Raw genomic sequence first — 19,779 nt, forward strand, 5'->3', positions numbered from 1 at the left:
AAGATGCCTGTTCGCGGTATGTTACTTTTACCTTTGAAATTTTGCATTTATCCCGCTCATAAAGTCTTTTAAATAGGCCTCTATGAACCTCCTTCGCAGTTTATGATTTTACATTCTTTTTAGTCAACCTCTTTACTTTACCAGCACGGTATTTTTCCGGGAGATGGTCTTCAATAGCTCCTCCGTTACGTGATCGGCGGTAATATGTTCCGCTTCTGCTTTAAAGTTCATCAGCACACGGTGCCGCAATACCGGGTAGGCCATGGCCTGCAGATCCTCCATTACCACCGCATAACGGCCTTTGAACAAGGCCCTGGCCTTGGCTGTCAAAATTAATGCCTGCCCGGCCCTTGGCCCGGCGCCCCAGCGCACCCACTCTTTTACATAGGGCACGGTGCTGGTATCCGGGCGGGTGGCGCGTATCAGGTCTGCTACATACTGCACCAGGTCCTCATTAATGCTTACCTCCCGCACCAGCTGCTGTAATTGTTGTATTTCAGCGGCGGCCAGTACAGGCGTTACCGTTACCTTTTTGCTGCCGGTGGTAGCGTTTAAAATGGCGGTTTCTTCTTCGGCTGTGGGGTAGCCTATCTTTATATATAACAGGAAACGGTCCAGCTGGGCTTCCGGCAGCGGGTAGGTACCTGCCTGCTCAATCGGGTTCTGGGTGGCGAGTATGAAAAAGGGGCGGTCCAGCGAATAAGTTTGCCCGCCGTAGGTGATCTCAAACTCCTGCATAGCTTCCAGCAGGGCGGACTGAGTTTTAGGCGGAGTACGGTTAATCTCATCTGCCAGGATAATATTGGCAAACAAAGGCCCGCGGTTAAACTTAAAGAAACGCTTGCCGGTGGCATGGTCCTCTTCCAGTATTTCCGTACCAATAATATCCGTGGGCATCAGGTCCGGGGTAAATTGTATACGGCGGAAAGCCAGGTCCAGCGCCTGTGACAACGTTCTTACCATCAGGGTTTTAGCCAGTCCCGGCACCCCTTCCAGCAAACAATGCCCGCCGGCCAGTAATGCCACCAGTATTTCTTCTACAATGGCATCCTGCCCGATAATAATCTTCTGGATCTCCTGTTTCAGTTGTGCCAGCTGCTGTTGTAACTGTTGCACGGTGTTAGCTGTAATGTCCGACATGGCCCGCTTATTATCGATGAATGATTGTTTAAATTACGAATTATCAATTACGAAATGCGAATTAGAATGCAGCGATTGAAGACCGGGGAATACTAATTACGAATTGTCAATTACGAATTACGAATGGAGTTTAGCGATCTGGCGGGTTTTATTGATAATTACGAAAACACGAAGTATTTATAGTATGCCCCGCTCTGGCAGGGAATGCCATTGAGAATAATTACGAATTGGGCTTAGCGATCAGGTGCTTCTTATTGGTAATAATAGCAATTGGCTATCACTAAATTTCTTTCCTCGATAACGAATACTTCACTCTTGATCCACTTAATTCGTAATTTTAATTAGTTTCTTCCTGGTTAACGAAACTTCATTCTCGAACTACTTAATTCGCAATTCGTAATTGATAATTCGTAATTCATCAAAATTCACCTTCACCCGCTTGCGTTACCGTTCCGGCGACTGGGACACAGACCAGCGCATGCCTGCCAACCTGTTAAACTCCCTTATAGAATATACCACGGTGCCCGTGCATCCGCAGGAAAAAGTAATTGACCTTAGCAGTAATGACTTGTTCAACGCCCCCTTCTGCTACCTGAGCGGTCATAAGCTGGTGCAATTTGATGCGCAGGAAAGCGCCTTTTTTAAAAAATATGTACAGAACGGCGGATTCATTTTTGTAGACGACTGCAATCACGATATTGACGGGTTGTTTGCCAAATCTTTTGAAGCACAGATGAGCAGCCTGTTTGGCCCGGATGCCTTACGCAAAATCCCATCTACCCACGATATTTACCGCTCTTTTTTCCAATTCGAGAAAGGCCCGCCCACCACTTCCTTTGAGCTAAACGGCTGGGGCGATGACCTGGTGCATGATTACCTGAAAGCCATTGAGATCAACGGGCGTATAGCCGTACTGTATAGTAATAAGGATTATGGCTGTGAGTGGGATTATGATTTCCGGAATAAACGTTTCCTGGCAGAGGATAATACCAAGTTCGGGGTGAATATTATTATGTATGCAATGGGAGTGTAAATAGTTGGCAGTCAGCAGTGTGCAGTCGGCAGTCGGAAGGTATCGCAAATTGCGATACCATAAAAAAAATTGGCAGTGTACAGTTAGCAGTTGGCGCATGAACCCGCCCCTGACTGCCAACTGCACACTGCCCACTGCCAACTATCCTATTGTACGCTCAAATACTGCTCCTTCACATTCCAGCCATACAGCTCTATCGCTACATTACTATTAGCCGACGGGTAGCTGATGGTTACCGTCTTCTTTTCACCAGGCATTACAGAAACATAGTTATCATTGTAAAACGCCGGTAAAATGCGCTCCTTAGTTTTTGCATCTACCACAGCTACACGGTTAAAGAAAGCTACCGGTCCGTTAGCAGGATTACTAAGAGTTACTGTAATGCTATCCTTAGCAGCCCGCTTAGCCGTTACCTGCACATTGGCAGCCGCCATTTGCTGCAGGCCGGAGTAGTTACCCTTTTCATCCGGCAGCCAGTAAAAGTTTTCGCTCACTATTTTCTTATGGGCGTCCAGTAAGCGCAGGCGCAGGAAAGTGCCCTGTCCTTTACGTTTTGCATCTATATCATCTTTCAGCGCTGCAAATTTCTTGGTAGTAGTTGCTTTAATTTCAACCGGTATTTCGCGCAGCATTTCGGATCTGCCATTCATGTCCACCGTCTGTATTTCCAGCTGCAGGTTATTATAGGCAGCAAATGTGTTGTTAGCTACCATTACAATACCATCAATGGGATTATACATAGCGTGCAGCGGCTCGCTGCCATTGTGCAGGCCGTACAGGCAGGCATTAGGATCCAGGTAATAATCGTACATCTGTCCGCGCATGGCCGTCCATGGGTTTTGCGTTTTCCAGATAATTACACCTGTATACCATTCCCACATATGTGCGCTGAAACCTTCCATCAAACCGCGGTACTGGTCATAGTTCACCAGTTGCGCCTTGTTGGCAAAATCCTTCGCATCCTTTGCTTTACCATATGGATCAATGTATTCATCATACCCAATGTATTTATGGTAATGCCATACGGAATCTTCCGTCATAGGCTTTTTGCTTCCATTATACACCGGCGGTATCATATTTTCCTTAGGAATAAATCTTTCCAGTGAAGCGTAGTCGCCCACGCCTACAGAACCAATCTCTGAGTTGAACGGAAAGGTCCTGTGCGACCAGAAAGTAGCCAGGGACTGTATGCCGTAAGGCCCGTCGCCATTGCCGCCCAGCGTGTTGTGCGACATACTATCCGAATTGGAGTAATCAAAGAAATAACGCGTGCCATCCAGAGAAGGCAAAATAGAATCCTTCATGGCTTTCAGAATGTCGGCCGGGGGCACTATTTCATTACCACCGCAATACAATGCCAGGGAGGCGTAGTTGCGGATCATTTTCACCTGGTCTGCTACAGAACGGATGGCCAGACCATGATCATCCGGGTATTTGCGGCGTGTGGCCTGGTCTTCTTTTTTCATGGGATCTACCCAACGGCCGTTACAGTCGCCGGAGAACCAGAAGTCCTGGAACACCAGCATACCATATTTATCACAAGCCTCATAAAATTCAGGACGCTCTGTTAAAGCCCCGCCCCATATGCGGATGAGGTTCAGGTTCATGTCGCGGTGAAAACGCACCTCTGCATCATAACGCGCTTTGGAAAAGCGCAGCATGGCATCGGAAATAATCCAGTTACCGCCTTTAATAAAGATCTTTTGCCCGTTCACTGCTATCTGCCGGCTGCCGGTAACAGCATTCCAGGAAGTTTGTATTTCGCGTACACCTACTTCCACATCTTCCTTATCGCTAATGGTATTGGCGGCAGTTACAAACTGCAGCTGCAGCTTATACATTGCCTGCGGGCCATAGCCGTTAGGCCACCATAGGCGGGGCTTTTGCAAGGTATAATCCGGCAGCTTCACGGTGGTGGTGGCATGCGGCGCCAGCGTTACTTTCTGGGAAACGGCTGTTTTGCCGTCCAGTGAATATTTAAGCGTACCGCTGATGCTTTCGCCGGAAGTATTTTCCAGCTCAGCGCCTACCTGTATGGTGGCCGGAGCCTGCACGCCCTGCGGTTTACGCACACCTGGTACCAGTGTAATAACATGCGGGTTCTTTACATTCACCACACCTGTTCTTTCAATAGTCACTTTATCCCATATACCGGTATTGCGGTCGCGGATGGGTTGTATCCAGTCCCAGCCTGCGGTGTATTGGTGCGCTACGTTTTTGGCAATGGTGCCATCGCCGCCCTGGCCCCCATTAGGATTGCCCGCAAAAGGCGCGGGGTAAATGATCACCGCCAGGCGGTTATGCCCGTCCTTAGCCAGCAGACTGGTAATGTTATATGTTTGGCGCAGGAACATGCCATGATGGGTTTCCGGGTTCACCTTTTTACCATTCAGGAAAATATCGCTGCTGTAATTCACGCCGCGGAAATTCAGCCATACCTGGCCATCAGCCGTTGGCTGCGCCTCTTCAAAATCTTTTACAAACCAATAAGTATAATGGTCGTTGCCGGTATGGAAAATGTCCGGGATCTTTTCATTGTTCATCCCGTAAAAAGGATCCGGCACCTCTTTGTTATTTAATAAGGTAGTAAGTACGGTACCCGGTACAGTGGCCGGCATCCAGCCGGTTAAGGTATGGGTAGGGTCGGAAAGCGCTTCACCTTTGTCTGTAACTTTGGCAATGTTGGCGCATTGCCAGCCAGTATTGAGCTCATACTGATCCTGCGCCTGCAAACTGCTGTAGCAAAAAAGCAGCGCGCAGATAATGCTAAATTGTCCCCTGTTCTTCTTCATAATAGGCATAAAGATTAAAATAAAATCGGAGAAAGGGAAATGAAAAAAGGAGGAGCGGCGCGTACGCCAGCTCCCCCTTATTAGGATAGGATCTTCTCCTTTTTTACTGATAATACGGGTTCTGGTACATCTTCACCGGGTCCAGCTTATACTCATCAAACGGAATGGGATAATACAGGTCCTTTAAACCAAAGTTGGAGATCTTGGCTTTGCCATAATCAGCCTGGTTCTTGGCATGTATATAGGTCACCAGTTCGTCAATGGTGAAAAAGCGCAGCAGATCAAACCAGCGGTGGTGCTCAAATGCCAGCTCCACACGTCTTTCATGCAAAATGGCCAGCTTCAGTGTAGGGAATTTACTGCTGTAGTTAGGATCAGCCTTTACCACATTGTATAATGGCATACCCGCCCTTTCACGCACCATATCCAGGTAGGTAATGGCAGTAGTATTATCGCCCAGGTACATATTCACCTCTGCCAGCATCAGCGCTACATCCGCATACCGGATCAGTATCCAGTCATTGCCGCCGTAACCATTGGTACCGGCAACTGCGCTGGTGTCCCTGAACTTGGTAATGTACCAGTCTTTTACCGTAGCGTCATTGGCAAATTTTACGGAAAAATCTTTGCGCGGATCACCCTCTTCATACTCTTTCACCAGGTCCAGCTTTACGTTGCCGCCTACGCTGGAAGAAGGTTTCAGGGAATTAATCTTTTCTCCTTTTGCCTGGTTGTTAGCAGCAATGGACGATGAGTAGTTAATATCACCCTGCTTGTTCACGATCTGGAAGATCAGCTCCGGGCAGGTTGATTTTTTATTTACATCAAATACATCCGTATAAGGAATATCCTTTAATGCGCTGAAGCTGCGCATATCCCAGGCAGCGCCCAGGTAAGTTTTTGCATTGTTCAGGTTCTGCGTGCGGCTGCCGGCATCCAGCGTAGTGGCCATGGTCAGGTATACCTGGCCTAATAATGCATTGGCAGCAGCTTTGCTTACGCGGCCTTTGTTGGCGCCGGTTTGCTGGTTAGGCAAAGGGCTGTTCAGTGCGTCTTTCAGGTCAGCCACTATCTGCTCATATACTTTTTCTTTCTTTTCGCGGAAAGTATTGGCCGTTACTTCTTCCAGCGTGGTAAGCTGTTTGGTTACCAAAGGCACATCGCCCCATTGGCGCACCAGGTGAAAGTAAATAAGCGCACGTATGAATTTTGTTTCTGCTGAGTATTGTGCTTTAGTATCCGCGCTGCCGAAAGTAATATTATCTATGTTAGACAATACCTGGTTACAGCGGGTAATGGTCTGGAACAACGCCAGCCAGTGCGTTTTAAGGTATGTGTTGCTGGGCAGCAGGGAAAAATCGTTGAACTGGAAAGGCTCTCCGGCGTTCGACTGATTATCGTTACGGCCCGCATCGTCCGAGCGTTCATCGGTATACAAACCGCTGTTCTCACCAATACCGTCGCCGGTTCTCAGGGACTGGTATACCCCGTTCACTGCCAGCGCAATATCCCCTTCAGTCTGATAGTACACTGCAGTAGGAATAGCATTGGGATTGCTTTGCTCCAGAAAAGTTTTGCTGCACGCGCTCAGTAAAGAGACAGCTGCTATACAACCTATTATGAAATATCTGTTAGTCATTGTTTGCTGAGTTTTTAGGTCCTTATCAGAATGTAGCTTTCACTCCAAAATTGTAAGCGCGTACCAGTGGGTACATGCCGTAATCCACGCCGGGCGTAAGGTTTACGCCGTTGTTATAATCCACTTCCGGGTTGTAACCCAGGTATTTGGTAATGGTAAAAGCATTATCCACGCTGGCATACACGCGTATATTGCTTAAGCCTTTCACGGGTTTCAGCAATGCCTGCGGAATGTTATATCCCAGGGTAATGTTGGTACAGCGGAAGTAAGAACCATCCTGTAAATAGAAGGTGGAAAGACGGGTGCTGTTACTTTGCGTACCGCCGCGGGAGGCGCGGTACACACTGCCATCACCGGGTTCTGTTGCAGAACGGTAGCGGTTAGCCACCTTGGCGTACTGGTTGCCGGACCCCTCCATGTTAAACAGGTAATAATCCTGCCCGTCCAGTACCTGGTTGCCATAAGAGCCGTTAAAGGAAGCGCTCAGGTCTATAGACCGGTAGCTGAAGTTTAACCCGAACCCATATATGAATTTAGGATAGGGAGATCCGATCACGGTTTTATCTGCATCCGTTACCACACCATCGCCATTGGTATCTTCAAAATAAAGATCACCGGGTTTTAAGCCATTGCTGGATGCGGTAGAGCGGGCAGGCCCTTTCAGCACATACCCTTTCGGGAACGACTGTGTAGCGGAATTATAAAAAGCATCATCCGCTGCAATGTTGGCTAGATCACTTTCCTTTACCATGCCCTTTACCTTAAAGCCGTAGAACATGCCAATGGGCTGTCCTTCTTCTGTGATATGCGTTTTATAGGAACGCTCTGCACCATTGGTAATAATGGTGCTGGCGCCGCCCATATCCAGCACCTTGTTACGGTTAAGGGATATATTGCCGCTGAAGTTAAAATTGAAATCTTTGGTAGATACGATCCTGCTGTCTATCTGTATATCAAAACCCCTGTTCTGCACTTTGGAATTACGCAGGTTGGTTAATACGGAAGCTGTGCCGGCCACCGCGGATACCGACTGGTTAAACAGCAGGTTGTAAGACCGGCTGATGTAGTAGTTGGCAATCACAAACACCCGGTCATTAAACAGGCCAAGGTCCGCGCCAAAGTTGAACTGCGAGGTTGATTCCCATCCCAGTTTCTGATCCCGCAGATCGCCGGACCATATAGCGGTAGCAATGGTGCCATTGCCATACACCACGCCGCCCGGTGAGGTCATTACCTGCTGGTAATTATAGTTACCAATGTTGTTATTACCACTCAAACCCCAGCTGGCCCGCAGCTTCAGAGAGCTGGATGTGCCTACCAGATCAGCATAGAACTGCTCTTTTGAAATATTCCAGCCGGCAGATACGGAGGGGAAATTACCCCAGCGGTTGGCCGGTCCAAAACGGGATGAGCCATCTGTACGGAAAGAGCCGGTTAAGAAATATTTGTTCTCATAATTGTACACTACGCGCGCCAGGTAAGAGAGCATGGTCCAGGTAGCTTTGCCCGTAGCCGGGTTTAATGCAAAGTTGGTAGGGTCTGCACCTTTACCGGTGATCTCCTGTATACGGTCGTTCTGGTAACCTCTTGCCAGTACGCTTACGGCGTCGCTGGTATACTGTTGCGCGGTATAACCTGCCAGTACATCAATATTATGTTTGCCGAATTGTTTTTTATAGTTCAGCGTAAACTCACCCAGTTGATCGGTGGTAGATAAGGTTCTGGCCGTATCCCTGGCTGCTGCCAGCGCCTGGGGAGAGTAAGGCGGGTTAGCATCCGAGCTTAAGCTGCCAGGGCGGTAAAACTCGTACTTCTCATTATAGGTCTGCAAGCCCAGGTTGGCTTTAAAGCTAAGACCGGGAATGATCTCATACACCGCAAAACCATTGTAAGTAGCACGGCGTCCCTTACGGGTAATGTTGGTTTCTTCTGCAATGGCTACCGGGTTTTCTATGGTCTGGTAACCATATGCTGCCGACTGTGAGGCCGCTTCATTCTTACGCAGGGTACCATCATCATTACGTGCACGGAAGTAAGGCATGTATATTAATGCACCCAGGATAGGACCGTGATCAAAACGGCCTTCTTCTATCTCCCGGTTATCATTGGAAGTGAAGGACAGGTTAGCGCCTACTTTTAATTTTGCATTTACATCTGCATCTATATTGGCGCGCAGGTTCAGCCTCCGTTGATATGTGCTTACCACAATACCCTGCTGATCCTGGTAACCGCCGCTCAACGCATACCGCACGCCATTCTTGCCGCCGGAAAATGCCAGATTATGCCGCTGTACCGGCGCATTGCGATATAGCTCATCCTGCCAGTCGGTATTATATTTCGGCTTGATCATTTTCTGGCTGGCGCGGTCATAAATTTCAGTGGGAATGCTTACGCTGCTGGCATTACCTACTTTGGCAACACGGGTAGCGTTATCGTCAGAGAACATAGCATCATTCCAGACGCCGCCACCATTTACAACCAGGTCGTGGTAGGTGTTATTACGGCCGTCTATTACCAGCTGTGCAAACTGGTCGGCATTCAGCAGGTCTACTTTTTTACTCAGCTGGTTTATGCCGAACTGGTAATCATATTCCAGCTGACCCTTGCCTTCCTTACCATGTTTGGTGGTAATAAGCACTACGCCGCCGGCTGCACGGGAACCGTAAATAGCAGCAGAAGCAGCATCTTTCAGGATGTCGATGGATTCTATATCATTAGGGTTGATGAATACATCATTACCGGCCGGGTAACCATCTATTACATACAGCGGGTCAGAGCTGGCGTTTACAGAGCCCACACCGCGCACACGGATCTTGGTGCTCATATACGGCGCGCCGCTTACCTGCGATACCTGCACACCGGCTACTTTACCCACCAGCGCCTGTCCTACAGAAGGGGTAGTAAGGTTCAGCTCTTTGGCCTTTACACTGGATATAGCGCCCGTAACATCGCTCTTGCGCATTTTCTGATAACCTACAGATACCACTTCGTTCAGCTGTTTTACATCTTCGCGCAGCAGTATATTCAATACGGATTGGTTGGCGGCAGCTTCCTGCGGAATATAACCGGTAAAGGAAAACACCAGCGTAGCGCCCGCACTTACACGCAGCGTGTACTGGCCATTGCCATTTGTAACCGTGCCCTTGCGGGTACCTTTTTCTACTACATTCACACCAGGTAAGGGTTGGTTCTTTTCATCCGTAATGGTACCGGTTACTTCAACGGTGCCCGGCTGCTGCCATACTATGGATAACTCCCTGCCTGTTGTGGCAGCACCGGCGGGCATTACAGCCATCAGGCCACATGCCGCCAATACAAACTTACATCCACGTTTGAGATCTTGTAACGTTCTTTGCATAACTCTACCAGTTGACATTTATAAAATGAACATTGTTCTTTGCGGAGGAGGTGACAGCAACTCCTTCTTGGCTGCTGTTTAAAAAGGTGAAGCCTTCCAGCTCATCGGGTTTATCAATATCTATTTCCTTAATAATGTCTGCTTTGCCTGCGGCAATGGAGGTTTCCAGGTTCACGAAAGTAAAGCGCCACTTGCGGCCCTCCACCTGGTTTTGTATCAATACCAGCACTTTCTTTTCCGGTATCCAATGCAGGTTTTGCACCCAGGGCCCGCAGGTGAACTTTTTAAACAGCACGCCATCTTCTTTTGTGTTGGATACGTTTTGCAGACGGCCGGGATGGTACAATCTTACTTCATTGCCATGATTACCATAATCGGCAGTGGCTACATACCATTGACCATTGTACTCCACGTACTCCGGGCGGGTGCCTTGTATGCAGGCATCATCGTCTATTACTTTTTTAATGTTGCCGTCCAGCGTATGTGTTTGCAAAAAACCTTCCCAGTTAATGCAGTAGATCACTGCTTTCCAGGCCGTACCTTCTTTGTTTAAGCGGATGCTGTTGCCAATAAAAACAGGCAACGCACCATGGCGTGCAATACCGGTAGGATGGTTGATCACATCTTTTCCATTCTCCGTAAATGCATATTCACGGCCGGTATATAACAGCGAATCGGTGCCCGGTATATACTCCCGCATCATGCCCGTTTCACGGTCGCCGTACAGGTATAGCTTACCCTGCTCATAGTGAGCGCCCTGGCAGGCTCCCAGGGAATCAACTGTTAAAGAGTGTTGAATTTTCACACCTACGTTCACACGAAAAAAAGACAATAATCCACCGGAGAGGATCACGACAGCTACAATTAATTTCATATGCTCACCTTTGGTTTATATGCATGGCAGTTGATCCTGTAAGCAACAGGTATCGATGATGTGGTTGTCCGTAATTAAAAGTTGTATGATTGGATCCCTCTTTACCCTAAAGCGTTTGCAAAGAGAATCATCCACTATTATGGAATGGTTAAGTGAGCATTATGCAATTGTTATGCTTACGTTATGAAGCAGGCTCCGGTGTACGGAAAAAGTTGCGTATATCACTGAAAATTACGTACTTAGCCGATCTCTTATAACCGAATAACCAAAAGAAAACCACTATGAACCCTTTTTCCCCTCGTTTCGGATCCATGATCCGCATGGCTCTTGCTGTTAGCTTTTTATTTGTAGCCTGTAAAAAAGATGATGATGATGTACCACCGCCCCAGTACACCGTAGATCAGCTGTACGCTAACTCCATTACAGATGCAACCATAGCTGACAATTCAGAAGTAGTAGACACTTTATGGCCTATTACGGCCGACAACCCAAACCTGCAATGGAAAACTATTCATGGCAAACAGTATGTACTGATGGCCACTTTTATGAAGTATCCATCCAGCTACCCGGCCGGCGATTCTATTACCAATACCTGGGGCGATGCCTGGGTGTTTATACCGGCACAAATGAAACGCAGGCTGGCAGCGGCCTTCAAGCCTGGCTCTGATACTATTATGCGTATCTGCCAGCTGCTGGGATTACCGCCTGCTAATGACCGCAGTAATACGCACATCTCACAAATGTGGGTGCCGGCTGATAGGCTGGTGCGTCCGGCCGGTAATCCTGCTATAAATACTACTACTACCGGTGCTGTGCTGGTGAATGGTGTTTCACCGGATTACGCTACCTGGTTTGATAACAATATTATTTATTCTTACTACCGGCCATTAAGCTCTAACACTGATTATTATTATCCCTGGACCCGTTTAGGTTATACTTACGATTGGGCGCCTGATGGAAAGGAAGTGGGGTTAAGCGAATATAAGCTGCAGGCCAGCTCCGGTATTTGGGTAGAGCAAACGGGAACAGCCGGGAGCTTTTTCCGGAATTAATGCTGCTGTATTATTTATTTGTAGACTGTATCGTTAAGGTACAGTCTATTTTTATTTTGGTGATTGGTAGTCATGTTCTTCCAGTACCTTTTAATCCCAACGCATGCCCGATTTATACATTCAGTTGCCTGTTGGAAAGTGTTTACCTTTCACTTCGTTTATTGGTGCAGCCATTTATTCCGGTACCTTTGTACTCCCAACGCTTGCTCACTTTATATTCATCCAGTTGCTTGTTTAAAAACGCTTGCCTTTCACTTCGCTTATTGGTAGAGCCCTTTTTATTCCGGTGCCTTGTAATCCAACGTCTTCCTATTTTATATGCACATCTGCTTTCATTTAGTTGCCTGTTTGAAAGCGCCTGCCTTTCAGCGAATTAGTGCCTCCGTTTATTGCTAGTGCCACCATTTTATTCCGCTAAACACCCATGCAACGCCCTTTCTTTATGATCCTTATTTTACCCCCAAAACAGCCGTTTTTTGTCTTTTCGCAACTCTCTGAAAATCAGCAACAACTGCAGATCAAGTCCACGTCAAGTCCATATCAAATCCACGTTATGCCCACCTCGTATTTGAGTATCATAGCATTACAACCCGGCTGCGACCCGTGTATTACCCGGGTGCCGTTTATATGTAGCCCAGATGCATCCCGGGTAAATTCCAGATATATTCCAGGTACAGTGCAGGTGCATCTCTTATGCCACCCGGATACAATCTAGCTATTGCCCGGATTCAACCTGGGTACAGCCCTTATGACAGGTACATGTGGTACAGGCACATATCTGGTGTATCCCGGATACAATCCAGCTACTGGTCGGATTCAACCCGGGTTCGCTCCTTATGGTATGTAGCTGTAACTCAGGTACATCTCTGGTGCATCCCGGCTACCACCCGGCCGCAACCCGGGGCACACCTCCCGCTTTAAAGGAAAGTTCGTAACCCTAACCATCCGGCCAGCACTATGTTGTTATTTCAATTAACCCTATCTTTCTTAATAGGTTAGCGCTTTCCGGCCGCCTTTGGAACCAGCACTAACGGTTACGTATAAGTACTTATTTCAATAAAATCCCTGGAAAAATTTGTACAAATAAAAATAACTTCCTTTCTTTGTGTCAAATTAACACAAACAAAAAGAATGAAAGCTTTCTCCGCATATAAGAATCCTGCCCTGGCTGTAGACCTGGTAGTATTTGGTTATCATGAGAAAACATTATCCGTGCTGTTGCTGAACAGGAATGAGGAGCCTTTTAAAGACCGCTGGACCTTACCCGGCGCCTTTTTACAGATGGAGGAAAGTTTTCAGCAGCTCTGTTCCCGCATATTACAAACCAAGCTGGGTATGGATAATGTATACCTGGAGCAGCTGTACACCTTTGATGCGCCAGACCGTGACCCGCGTGGACGTGTGATTGCAGTAGCGCACTATGCGCTCATTAACCCAAAGAAGTTTGCAGTAGCTGCCGGTAAAATGGCGAATGATGTACAATGGTTCCCCGTAAAAAAGATCCCGGCCCTGGGCTTTGACCACAAAGAGATCTTTACCAAAGCCTTACAGCGCCTGCAGTCCAAGATCCAGTATTTCCCTGTAGGTTTTCAGCTGCTGGATGAAATGTTCACTATGTCCGAGCTGCACGAATTATATGAATGCATACTTGGCGTTGAAATAGACCGCAGGAATTTCAGCCGCAAGATCCTGGATGCAGAATACGTGATCAATACCGGCATTAAACGCGAAGGCTCACAGAACCGCCGGCCCGAATTATTTAAGTTCAACAAGAAACTAAAACAAAACAATTTCCAACTTAATATTAGCTAACTATGCGTATCAATCCCATTCTCTTAAAAGACGGCTACAAAGTAGGCCACAAATTCCAATATCCCGAAGGTACCAGCCTGGTGTACTCTAACCTTACACCGCGCAAATCCAGGAACGGTGATGTACAGGAGATCGTGTTTTTTGGTTTGCAGTATTTTATTAAGGAATACCTGATACGCGAGTTCAATGAATCTTTTTTCAGTCAGCCTAGAGAACAGGTGCTGAAACAATATGCCCGCCGCATGGATAATTACCTGGGCAAGGATAGTATTACCTACGATCACATAGCAGCCCTGCATGACCTGGGTTACCTGCCACTGGAAATTAAGGCCCTGCCGGAAGGTAGCCTGGTGCCCATGCGTGTGCCGATCTTTACTATTAAGAATACTATACCGGAATTCTTCTGGCTCACCAATATGCTGGAAACTATTCTCAGCGCCATTCTGTGGAAGCCTTGTACTTCTGCCACCACGGCTTTTCAATACCTGAAAACTTTTACCAGGTATGCAAAAGAAACCGTAGGTAATGACCTGAGCTTTATACCCTGGCAGGGGCACGACTTCTCTTTCCGTGGTATGAGCGGTGTGGAAGATGCGCTGATCAGCGGCGCCGGTCACCTGTTATCTTTTGCAGGTACAGACACTATTCCCGCTATTGATTTCCTGGAAACATATTATAACGCAGATGCCGAAAAAGAGCTGATCGGTGGCTCTGTACCTGCAACAGAACACAGCGTAATGTGTATGGGTACGCAGGATGATGAGATCAAAACCTTTGAACGGCTCATCAGTGAAGTTTATCCCGCAGGCATTGTATCTATTGTAAGCGATACCTGGGATTTCTGGCAGGTGATCACCGAGTTTTTACCCGCGCTGAAAAGCAGGATCCTGGCCCGTAACGGTAAAGTAGTCATCCGTCCCGACAGCGGCGACCCGGTAAAAATTATTGTGGGCGATAAGGATGCTCCCGTAGGTAGTCCCGCTTACAAAGGCGCCATTGAATGTATGTGGGAAACATTTGGCGGTATTATTACAGAGCAGGGTTACAAGCTGCTGGATGGCCACATTGGGCTTATCTATGGCGATAGCATCACCACTGAACGCCAGCTGGCCATACTGGAAGGGCTGAAACAAAAAGGCTTTGCCAGCTACAACGTAGTACTGGGTATTGGCTCTTACACTTATGAATATGTAACCCGAGATACGTTTGGCTTTGCCATGAAAGCCACCTATGGTGAAGTGAATGGCATAGGCCGGGATATATTTAAAGATCCTAAAACAGACGACGGCACCAAGAAATCAGCCAAAGGTTTAATGCAGGTATACCGCAACACCATCACCGGTAAGCTGGAAGTAAAAGACCAGTGTACCTGGGAAGAGGAAGCACAGGGTGAATTGAAAACTGTATTCAAAGATGGTAAAGTAGTGGTAGACTGGACACTGGCTGAGATCAGGGAACGTTTAAAAGGAATGCTGGAAGAAAATGAAAACAGTACAACACAAAAAGCAGTGAGCGCCGGTGTTTAATAGCAGCCGCTTTTGCTACTAAATTTACACCCCATGAAATATAATAACGATTGGTTAAGGGATAAATACAACACAGGAGAACAGCTAAAATATATTTTCTTCTGGGGGCATCAGCCATCAAAGGATGGCAGTATTACAAAAACATGTTTCAGTCAATGGTGGCCGGCGCCGTTTAAGGTAGATGGCATTACCTATCCCACCGCAGAACATTGGATGATGGCCGGGAAAGCCTGCCTGTTCAATGATACATCCATCATTGAAAAGATACTGCAGGCCGGTGCGCCCGGAGCGGTGAAACAATTGGGGCGGGAAATCAAAAACTTTGATCCTTCCGTTTGGGACGAACATAAATTCAGTATAGTCGTTACCGGTAACTGGCATAAATTTTCACAGCACAAAGAGCTAAAAACCTTTCTGCTCAATACTGGCGACAGGGTATTGGTAGAAGCCAGTCCGCTGGATGCAATCTGGGGTATTGGTATGGCAGCAGACCATCCAGACATAACCAACCCATTATTATGGAAAGGTGAGAATCTGTTAGGCTACGCCTTAATGGAAGTACGGGACAAACTCCAATAACATGGACGAGAAACAAATTAAAAACATCAGTAAATTCTTAAGCCTCATACTCCGCCATAGCCCGGAAACCATTGGTTTGCAGCTGGATGAAAACGGGTGGGCAGATGTAGCGGAGCTAATCACGAAAGCAGCCGCACACCGGCAGGTATTTGACAGGGCAACACTGGAAATGGTAGTAGCCGGAAATGATAAGCAGCGTTTTGCCTTTAATGAAGATCATACCAGGATAAGAGCCAACCAGGGACATTCCATAAATGTTGAATTAAACCTGGTGGCACAGGAACCGCCGGAAGTATTGTACCACGGTACCGTCGCCAAATTCCTGAACAACATTCAGCAGGAGGGATTGTTGAAAATGAGCCGGCAGCATGTACACCTGAGTAAGGAGAGAGCAACGGCAGAGAAAGTAGGCAGCCGCCGTGGTGTGCCTGTGATCCTGACTGTACGCAGCGGCCAAATGTTCCGGGACGGTATCTCTTTCTATCTTTCAGAAAATGGCGTGTGGCTAACAGACACGGTACCTGCTAAGTACATTGAATTTTAAATGTGCGTGTATGATCATTCAATCACCAGATCCCTTATTAACTGGTACTTATAGCGTATTCCTTGCAGGCAGCATTGAAATGGGTAGCGCCGTTCACTGGCAGCAACAGATATGCAATGCCTTCCGGGATGATGAAAATATTATTTTGTATAACCCCAGGCGGGATGATTGGGACAGCTCGTGGAAACAGGAAATAACCAACCCTGCATTTAATGAGCAGGTAACTTGGGAGTTGAACGCATTGGATGCAGCCGATTTAATTGTGATGTACCTGGCACCCGGCACCCAATCACCCATTACCTTACTGGAGCTAGGTTTGCATGCCCATTCTAAAAAGCTGATCGTTTGCTGCCCGGAAGGCTTTTGGCGTAAAGGCAACGTGGATATTGTTTGTGAGCGGTTCGGCATACCGCAGGTAACCACTATAGAAGGTATTATTTCAGTAATAACAGCAAAATATTATGAGCACACTCAATCTCATTTACCCGGAAAGATCTGATATCCGTTTCAAGACAATGGTATTCCCTGATGGGCAGCCCCACATCAAAATAGATATGGACAGCCTGCAGGGCATCAGCCGACAGGAGCCGGTACAGCTTATTACCCGGATTGACAATGCCAATGACCTGATGCTGGCGCTGTTCATCAAAAACACATTGGACTACCTGGAATTTGAAACAGTGGAGCTTTATATCTCATACCTCATGGCGGCTCGCATGGACCGCGTAATGCTGGATGGAGAGCCGTTCTCGTTAAAGATCATTGCTGCTATACTGAACCAGGCGCAGTTCAAAAAGGTTAAAATATTTGATCCGCATTCAGAGGTAGCCACTGCACTGATCGATCGCTCCTATACCGTGCCTAATCACCAGTTTGTAAAAGATGCGCTGGCAGATTATTTTAAGAAATACCCCACTACTGCCTACTGCCTGGTTTCCCCGGATGCTGGTGCGCTGAAAAAGATCCACAAGCTGGCGCAGTTCTTACAAACAGATAACGTGGTAGAATGTATGAAAGAGCGAGATGTTAAAACCGGCGCGCTCACAAATTTTAAAACCACTACCGATAACCTGCAGGGACAGACCTGTTTTATTGTAGATGATATTTGTGATGGTGGTGGTACGTTTGCCGGCACTGCGAAGATGTTGAAAGAGAAAGGCGCGGTAAAAGTGAATTTAATTGTAAGCCATGGGATCTTTAGTAAGGGGACTAAGATTGAGTTTGTGGATGCGGTGTATACGACGGATTCTTTTAGGAAGGTGGAAGGAGTGGAGTGTATGGAAGTGGGGAGGTATTTGTAAGTTAAATAAACAACTATGAAAATTCTCTGGTGTTGGCGTTGCAGAATGGAGTTACCCATGCTTGACGAAGCCGAATATAAAAAGGCTTATGAGCTTTATGGTAAAAGCATTAGATCAAGAGAGGGTACATACGAAGAACGCTTTAAGGAATTAATGGATTACTATGAGGAGGTAACAGGATTTACCAAAACAATACCGAATGCCATCATGCATCATCGGATTGCACAATATGGCCCGCCTTGTGAAAAATGCGGTAAGCCCTATAGAACGCCACTAGCTTCGTTTTGTGCGGCTTGCGGTAACAAAAGGCCATCTTCTTCGGAATGACTTTAATGTTCTGTTAGTTCTATCTTCCTTCCATCAAGGTCTTGTACAATGGCCGTATATCCCCATTCAGTTGTTGCAGGTGCAGCTACTATGGTAATGCCTTGCTCCCGGAGTTCTTTGACCAAAATATCTAATTGCTCAACTACAAATCCCAGTCTGGTTGTGCTGTCCGGTGTTGCTACACCTTTAGGCAAGGGATATATTTCCAGTACCGGCTCACGGCCTGTGCTGGCATAATGATAAGGCCCATTGCCATGTTTATGATAGTCAAACGTGAAACCGAGCTTCGTGTAAAATGCAGCCTGTTCCTGTAGCTGGTCGGTTTTAATTACGATCAGGGAGATGGATGGCATGTGTAAAATGAATGTATTTATAAAATTATATACCCAATATTTCAAAAAGCCGCATACACTCCCTGGCTCACTTATCCTCACGCATGCGTCTTCTTCAGCTTCACCTCCACTTTTTCCCCGGCTTTACTCACGGTTACCACCTTCTTCACGGTGGCACTGGTTCCCACACTGTAATCCCTGTTCACAGTATTGGCAGTGGTACCCTGGAACATACCGTTAATGTAATGATCTGTATATCCCACCACTTCACTCTGGGTATAGCCGTGCTTAAATCTAAATTCAGTATACAGCAGGTACTCTCCCGGCATAAGATTTACAAATTCAAAGTGTCCGGCATCATCATAAACGCTGGTACTTTTGATGCACTGGGCTGCATCATCTGAAATGGCAATGCCTTCCCTGCCTTTTTTCCGCTGGGCTTCGTTTACCTTCACCCATTCCTTAAAGTAGTCGTTGTACGGGATCAGCACCACCTGTGTACCACGGGGAGCTACCTGCTTGGCCTTGATATTCATCACCTGCATCCTGTTGCCTCCATCGAAGTCGCGGGCAAATACCTGTCCTGAAATAATAGCATTGCCTCCTTTCACCATTTTCATGGTAGCCTCTTTATCGAAAGGCGCTTTGATGGAGTTGAAGTCTGTTTCCATATCTACCATTCTTATCTGCTGGCCATTGGTAAACATATCAACCTGCCAGAGGCGTCGGGTCTTTTTGTCGATATAAGAAACAGACTTTTCATCCGTGGAAGGCTCTACCACGGCCACTTCCCATACATCATGCTTTCCAGTGAATTTGCTGATGTAGGTGTTGTTCTTCACTTCCTCCACAATAGCTTTTTTCACATTACTATTGTTGGTAGGCTTGTATTCATACACTGACAGATCGGTACTGTAACCGGAGGTCAGCGGAAGCAGCGATAAAATAAAAGGATAGGTATAGCTGTCAACGAAATACTGATCACCGGCTTCTTTGATCTGATTCTTCTTACCTGTTTTCTTATCAACATAATATCCGGTAACATCGCTTCCGAAGTGCAGCACCATATCTTTCATGCTATTGTGGGATGCACGGTAGATGGGTTTGAAGGTGCTCAGATCTGATATGCTGGTATCTTTCCACTCCTCCAGCCCGGCAAGGGCGGTGATGGTGGTCAGTGATAATTTATCATTTGTGGTATTAACCCCGATCGTAAATGTACCGATCTCCGACTCGCTGCCACCATTTACGCTATAGCAGGCCAATGTATAACTTCCGGGCTTCAGCAGCTTGCTGTCGAATTTACCCTGAGCCTGAGTATTGGCCGCAAGTAACAATGAAACAGCAGCAATGAGGATCGGGTTACGAAATTGAAAAGGCATAGTTCTGATAATTTATCTGGCGATGCAAAATTAGAGTATTCAATAGCTGCATCATATACCGGAAAATGGGTAGATCACTATACCTTTT

Annotated in this window: 16 protein-coding genes; 9 read left to right on the forward strand and 7 right to left on the reverse strand. The window is 47.0% G+C overall.

Going from position 1 to position 19,779, the window contains the following annotated elements; translation table 11 throughout:
• Positions 1-132: 132 nt before the first annotated feature.
• Positions 133-1,140, reverse strand: coding sequence for an AAA family ATPase (locus BMZ54_RS04080; RefSeq protein WP_089906849.1), 1,008 nt, complete (start codon positions 1,138-1,140; stop codon positions 133-135).
• Positions 1,141-1,579: 439 nt separating this feature from the next.
• Between BMZ54_RS04080 and BMZ54_RS04085 the strand changes: the two genes are divergently transcribed.
• Positions 1,580-2,173 (forward strand): DUF4159 domain-containing protein, encoded by a 594-nt coding sequence (locus BMZ54_RS04085; protein ID WP_202909132.1) that lies wholly within the window; start codon positions 1,580-1,582, stop codon positions 2,171-2,173.
• Between the two features lie 146 nt (positions 2,174-2,319).
• Here the strand turns inward: BMZ54_RS04085 and BMZ54_RS04090 are convergent, their stop codons facing one another.
• The 4 genes from BMZ54_RS04090 to BMZ54_RS04105 form a co-directional block, all read right to left on the reverse strand.
• Complete coding sequence (locus BMZ54_RS04090; RefSeq protein ID WP_089908333.1) at positions 2,320-4,965, reverse strand: glycoside hydrolase family 2 protein; 2,646 nt, start codon at positions 4,963-4,965, stop codon at positions 2,320-2,322.
• A gap of 103 nt (positions 4,966-5,068) precedes the next feature.
• A complete protein-coding gene (locus BMZ54_RS04095; RefSeq protein ID WP_089906850.1) occupies positions 5,069-6,604 on the reverse strand; it encodes a RagB/SusD family nutrient uptake outer membrane protein in 1,536 nt (511 codons plus the stop codon).
• A gap of 25 nt (positions 6,605-6,629) precedes the next feature.
• Positions 6,630-9,962: a SusC/RagA family TonB-linked outer membrane protein gene (locus tag BMZ54_RS04100; protein ID WP_089906851.1), complete on the reverse strand. Its 3,333-nt coding sequence runs from the start codon at positions 9,960-9,962 to the stop codon at positions 6,630-6,632.
• 4 nt (positions 9,963-9,966) lie between these two features.
• Positions 9,967-10,836, reverse strand: coding sequence for a hypothetical protein (locus BMZ54_RS04105; RefSeq protein WP_089906852.1), 870 nt, complete (start codon positions 10,834-10,836; stop codon positions 9,967-9,969).
• 281 nt (positions 10,837-11,117) lie between these two features.
• Between BMZ54_RS04105 and BMZ54_RS04110 the strand changes: the two genes are divergently transcribed.
• From BMZ54_RS04110 to BMZ54_RS04145, 8 genes are all read left to right on the forward strand, one after another.
• Positions 11,118-11,888: a hypothetical protein gene (locus BMZ54_RS04110; RefSeq protein WP_238386487.1), complete on the forward strand. Its 771-nt coding sequence runs from the start codon at positions 11,118-11,120 to the stop codon at positions 11,886-11,888.
• Between the two features lie 1,131 nt (positions 11,889-13,019).
• Positions 13,020-13,700: an NUDIX hydrolase gene (locus BMZ54_RS04115; protein ID WP_089906854.1), complete on the forward strand. Its 681-nt coding sequence runs from the start codon at positions 13,020-13,022 to the stop codon at positions 13,698-13,700.
• A 2-nt stretch (positions 13,701-13,702) separates the two neighbouring features.
• Positions 13,703-15,226, forward strand: a complete 1,524-nt coding sequence (locus BMZ54_RS04120) for a nicotinate phosphoribosyltransferase (protein WP_089906855.1) — start codon at positions 13,703-13,705, stop codon at positions 15,224-15,226.
• Positions 15,227-15,259: 33 nt separating this feature from the next.
• Entirely contained in the window at positions 15,260-15,805 is a 546-nt protein-coding gene (locus BMZ54_RS04125; protein WP_089906856.1) for an NADAR family protein, read from the forward strand.
• Between the two features lies 1 nt (position 15,806).
• The gene (locus BMZ54_RS04130; protein ID WP_089906857.1) at positions 15,807-16,349 is read left to right on the forward strand and encodes an RNA 2'-phosphotransferase; all 543 of its coding nucleotides are present in this window, start codon (positions 15,807-15,809) and stop codon (positions 16,347-16,349) included.
• A gap of 10 nt (positions 16,350-16,359) precedes the next feature.
• The gene (locus BMZ54_RS04135) at positions 16,360-16,848 is read left to right on the forward strand and encodes a nucleoside 2-deoxyribosyltransferase domain-containing protein (RefSeq protein WP_089906858.1); all 489 of its coding nucleotides are present in this window, start codon (positions 16,360-16,362) and stop codon (positions 16,846-16,848) included.
• Positions 16,811-17,650 carry a ribose-phosphate diphosphokinase gene (prs, locus tag BMZ54_RS04140; protein ID WP_089906859.1) on the forward strand — a complete coding sequence of 280 codons (840 nt, stop codon included), beginning with the start codon at positions 16,811-16,813 and terminating at the stop codon, positions 17,648-17,650. Before BMZ54_RS04135 ends, prs begins: the two co-directional genes overlap by 38 nt.
• A 15-nt stretch (positions 17,651-17,665) precedes the next feature.
• Positions 17,666-17,977, forward strand: a complete 312-nt coding sequence (locus tag BMZ54_RS04145) for a hypothetical protein (RefSeq protein ID WP_089906860.1) — start codon at positions 17,666-17,668, stop codon at positions 17,975-17,977.
• A 2-nt stretch (positions 17,978-17,979) separates the two neighbouring features.
• Here the strand turns inward: BMZ54_RS04145 and BMZ54_RS04150 are convergent, their stop codons facing one another.
• Both BMZ54_RS04150 and BMZ54_RS04155 read right to left on the reverse strand, forming a co-directional pair.
• Entirely contained in the window at positions 17,980-18,330 is a 351-nt protein-coding gene (locus BMZ54_RS04150; RefSeq protein ID WP_089908338.1) for a VOC family protein, read from the reverse strand.
• Between the two features lie 77 nt (positions 18,331-18,407).
• Complete coding sequence (locus tag BMZ54_RS04155; RefSeq protein WP_089906861.1) at positions 18,408-19,691, reverse strand: DUF3108 domain-containing protein; 1,284 nt, start codon at positions 19,689-19,691, stop codon at positions 18,408-18,410.
• Between the last annotated feature and the right edge of the window lie 88 nt (positions 19,692-19,779).

Source organism: Chitinophaga rupis, from assembly GCF_900109685.1.
GTDB lineage: Bacteria > Bacteroidota > Bacteroidia > Chitinophagales > Chitinophagaceae > Chitinophaga > Chitinophaga rupis.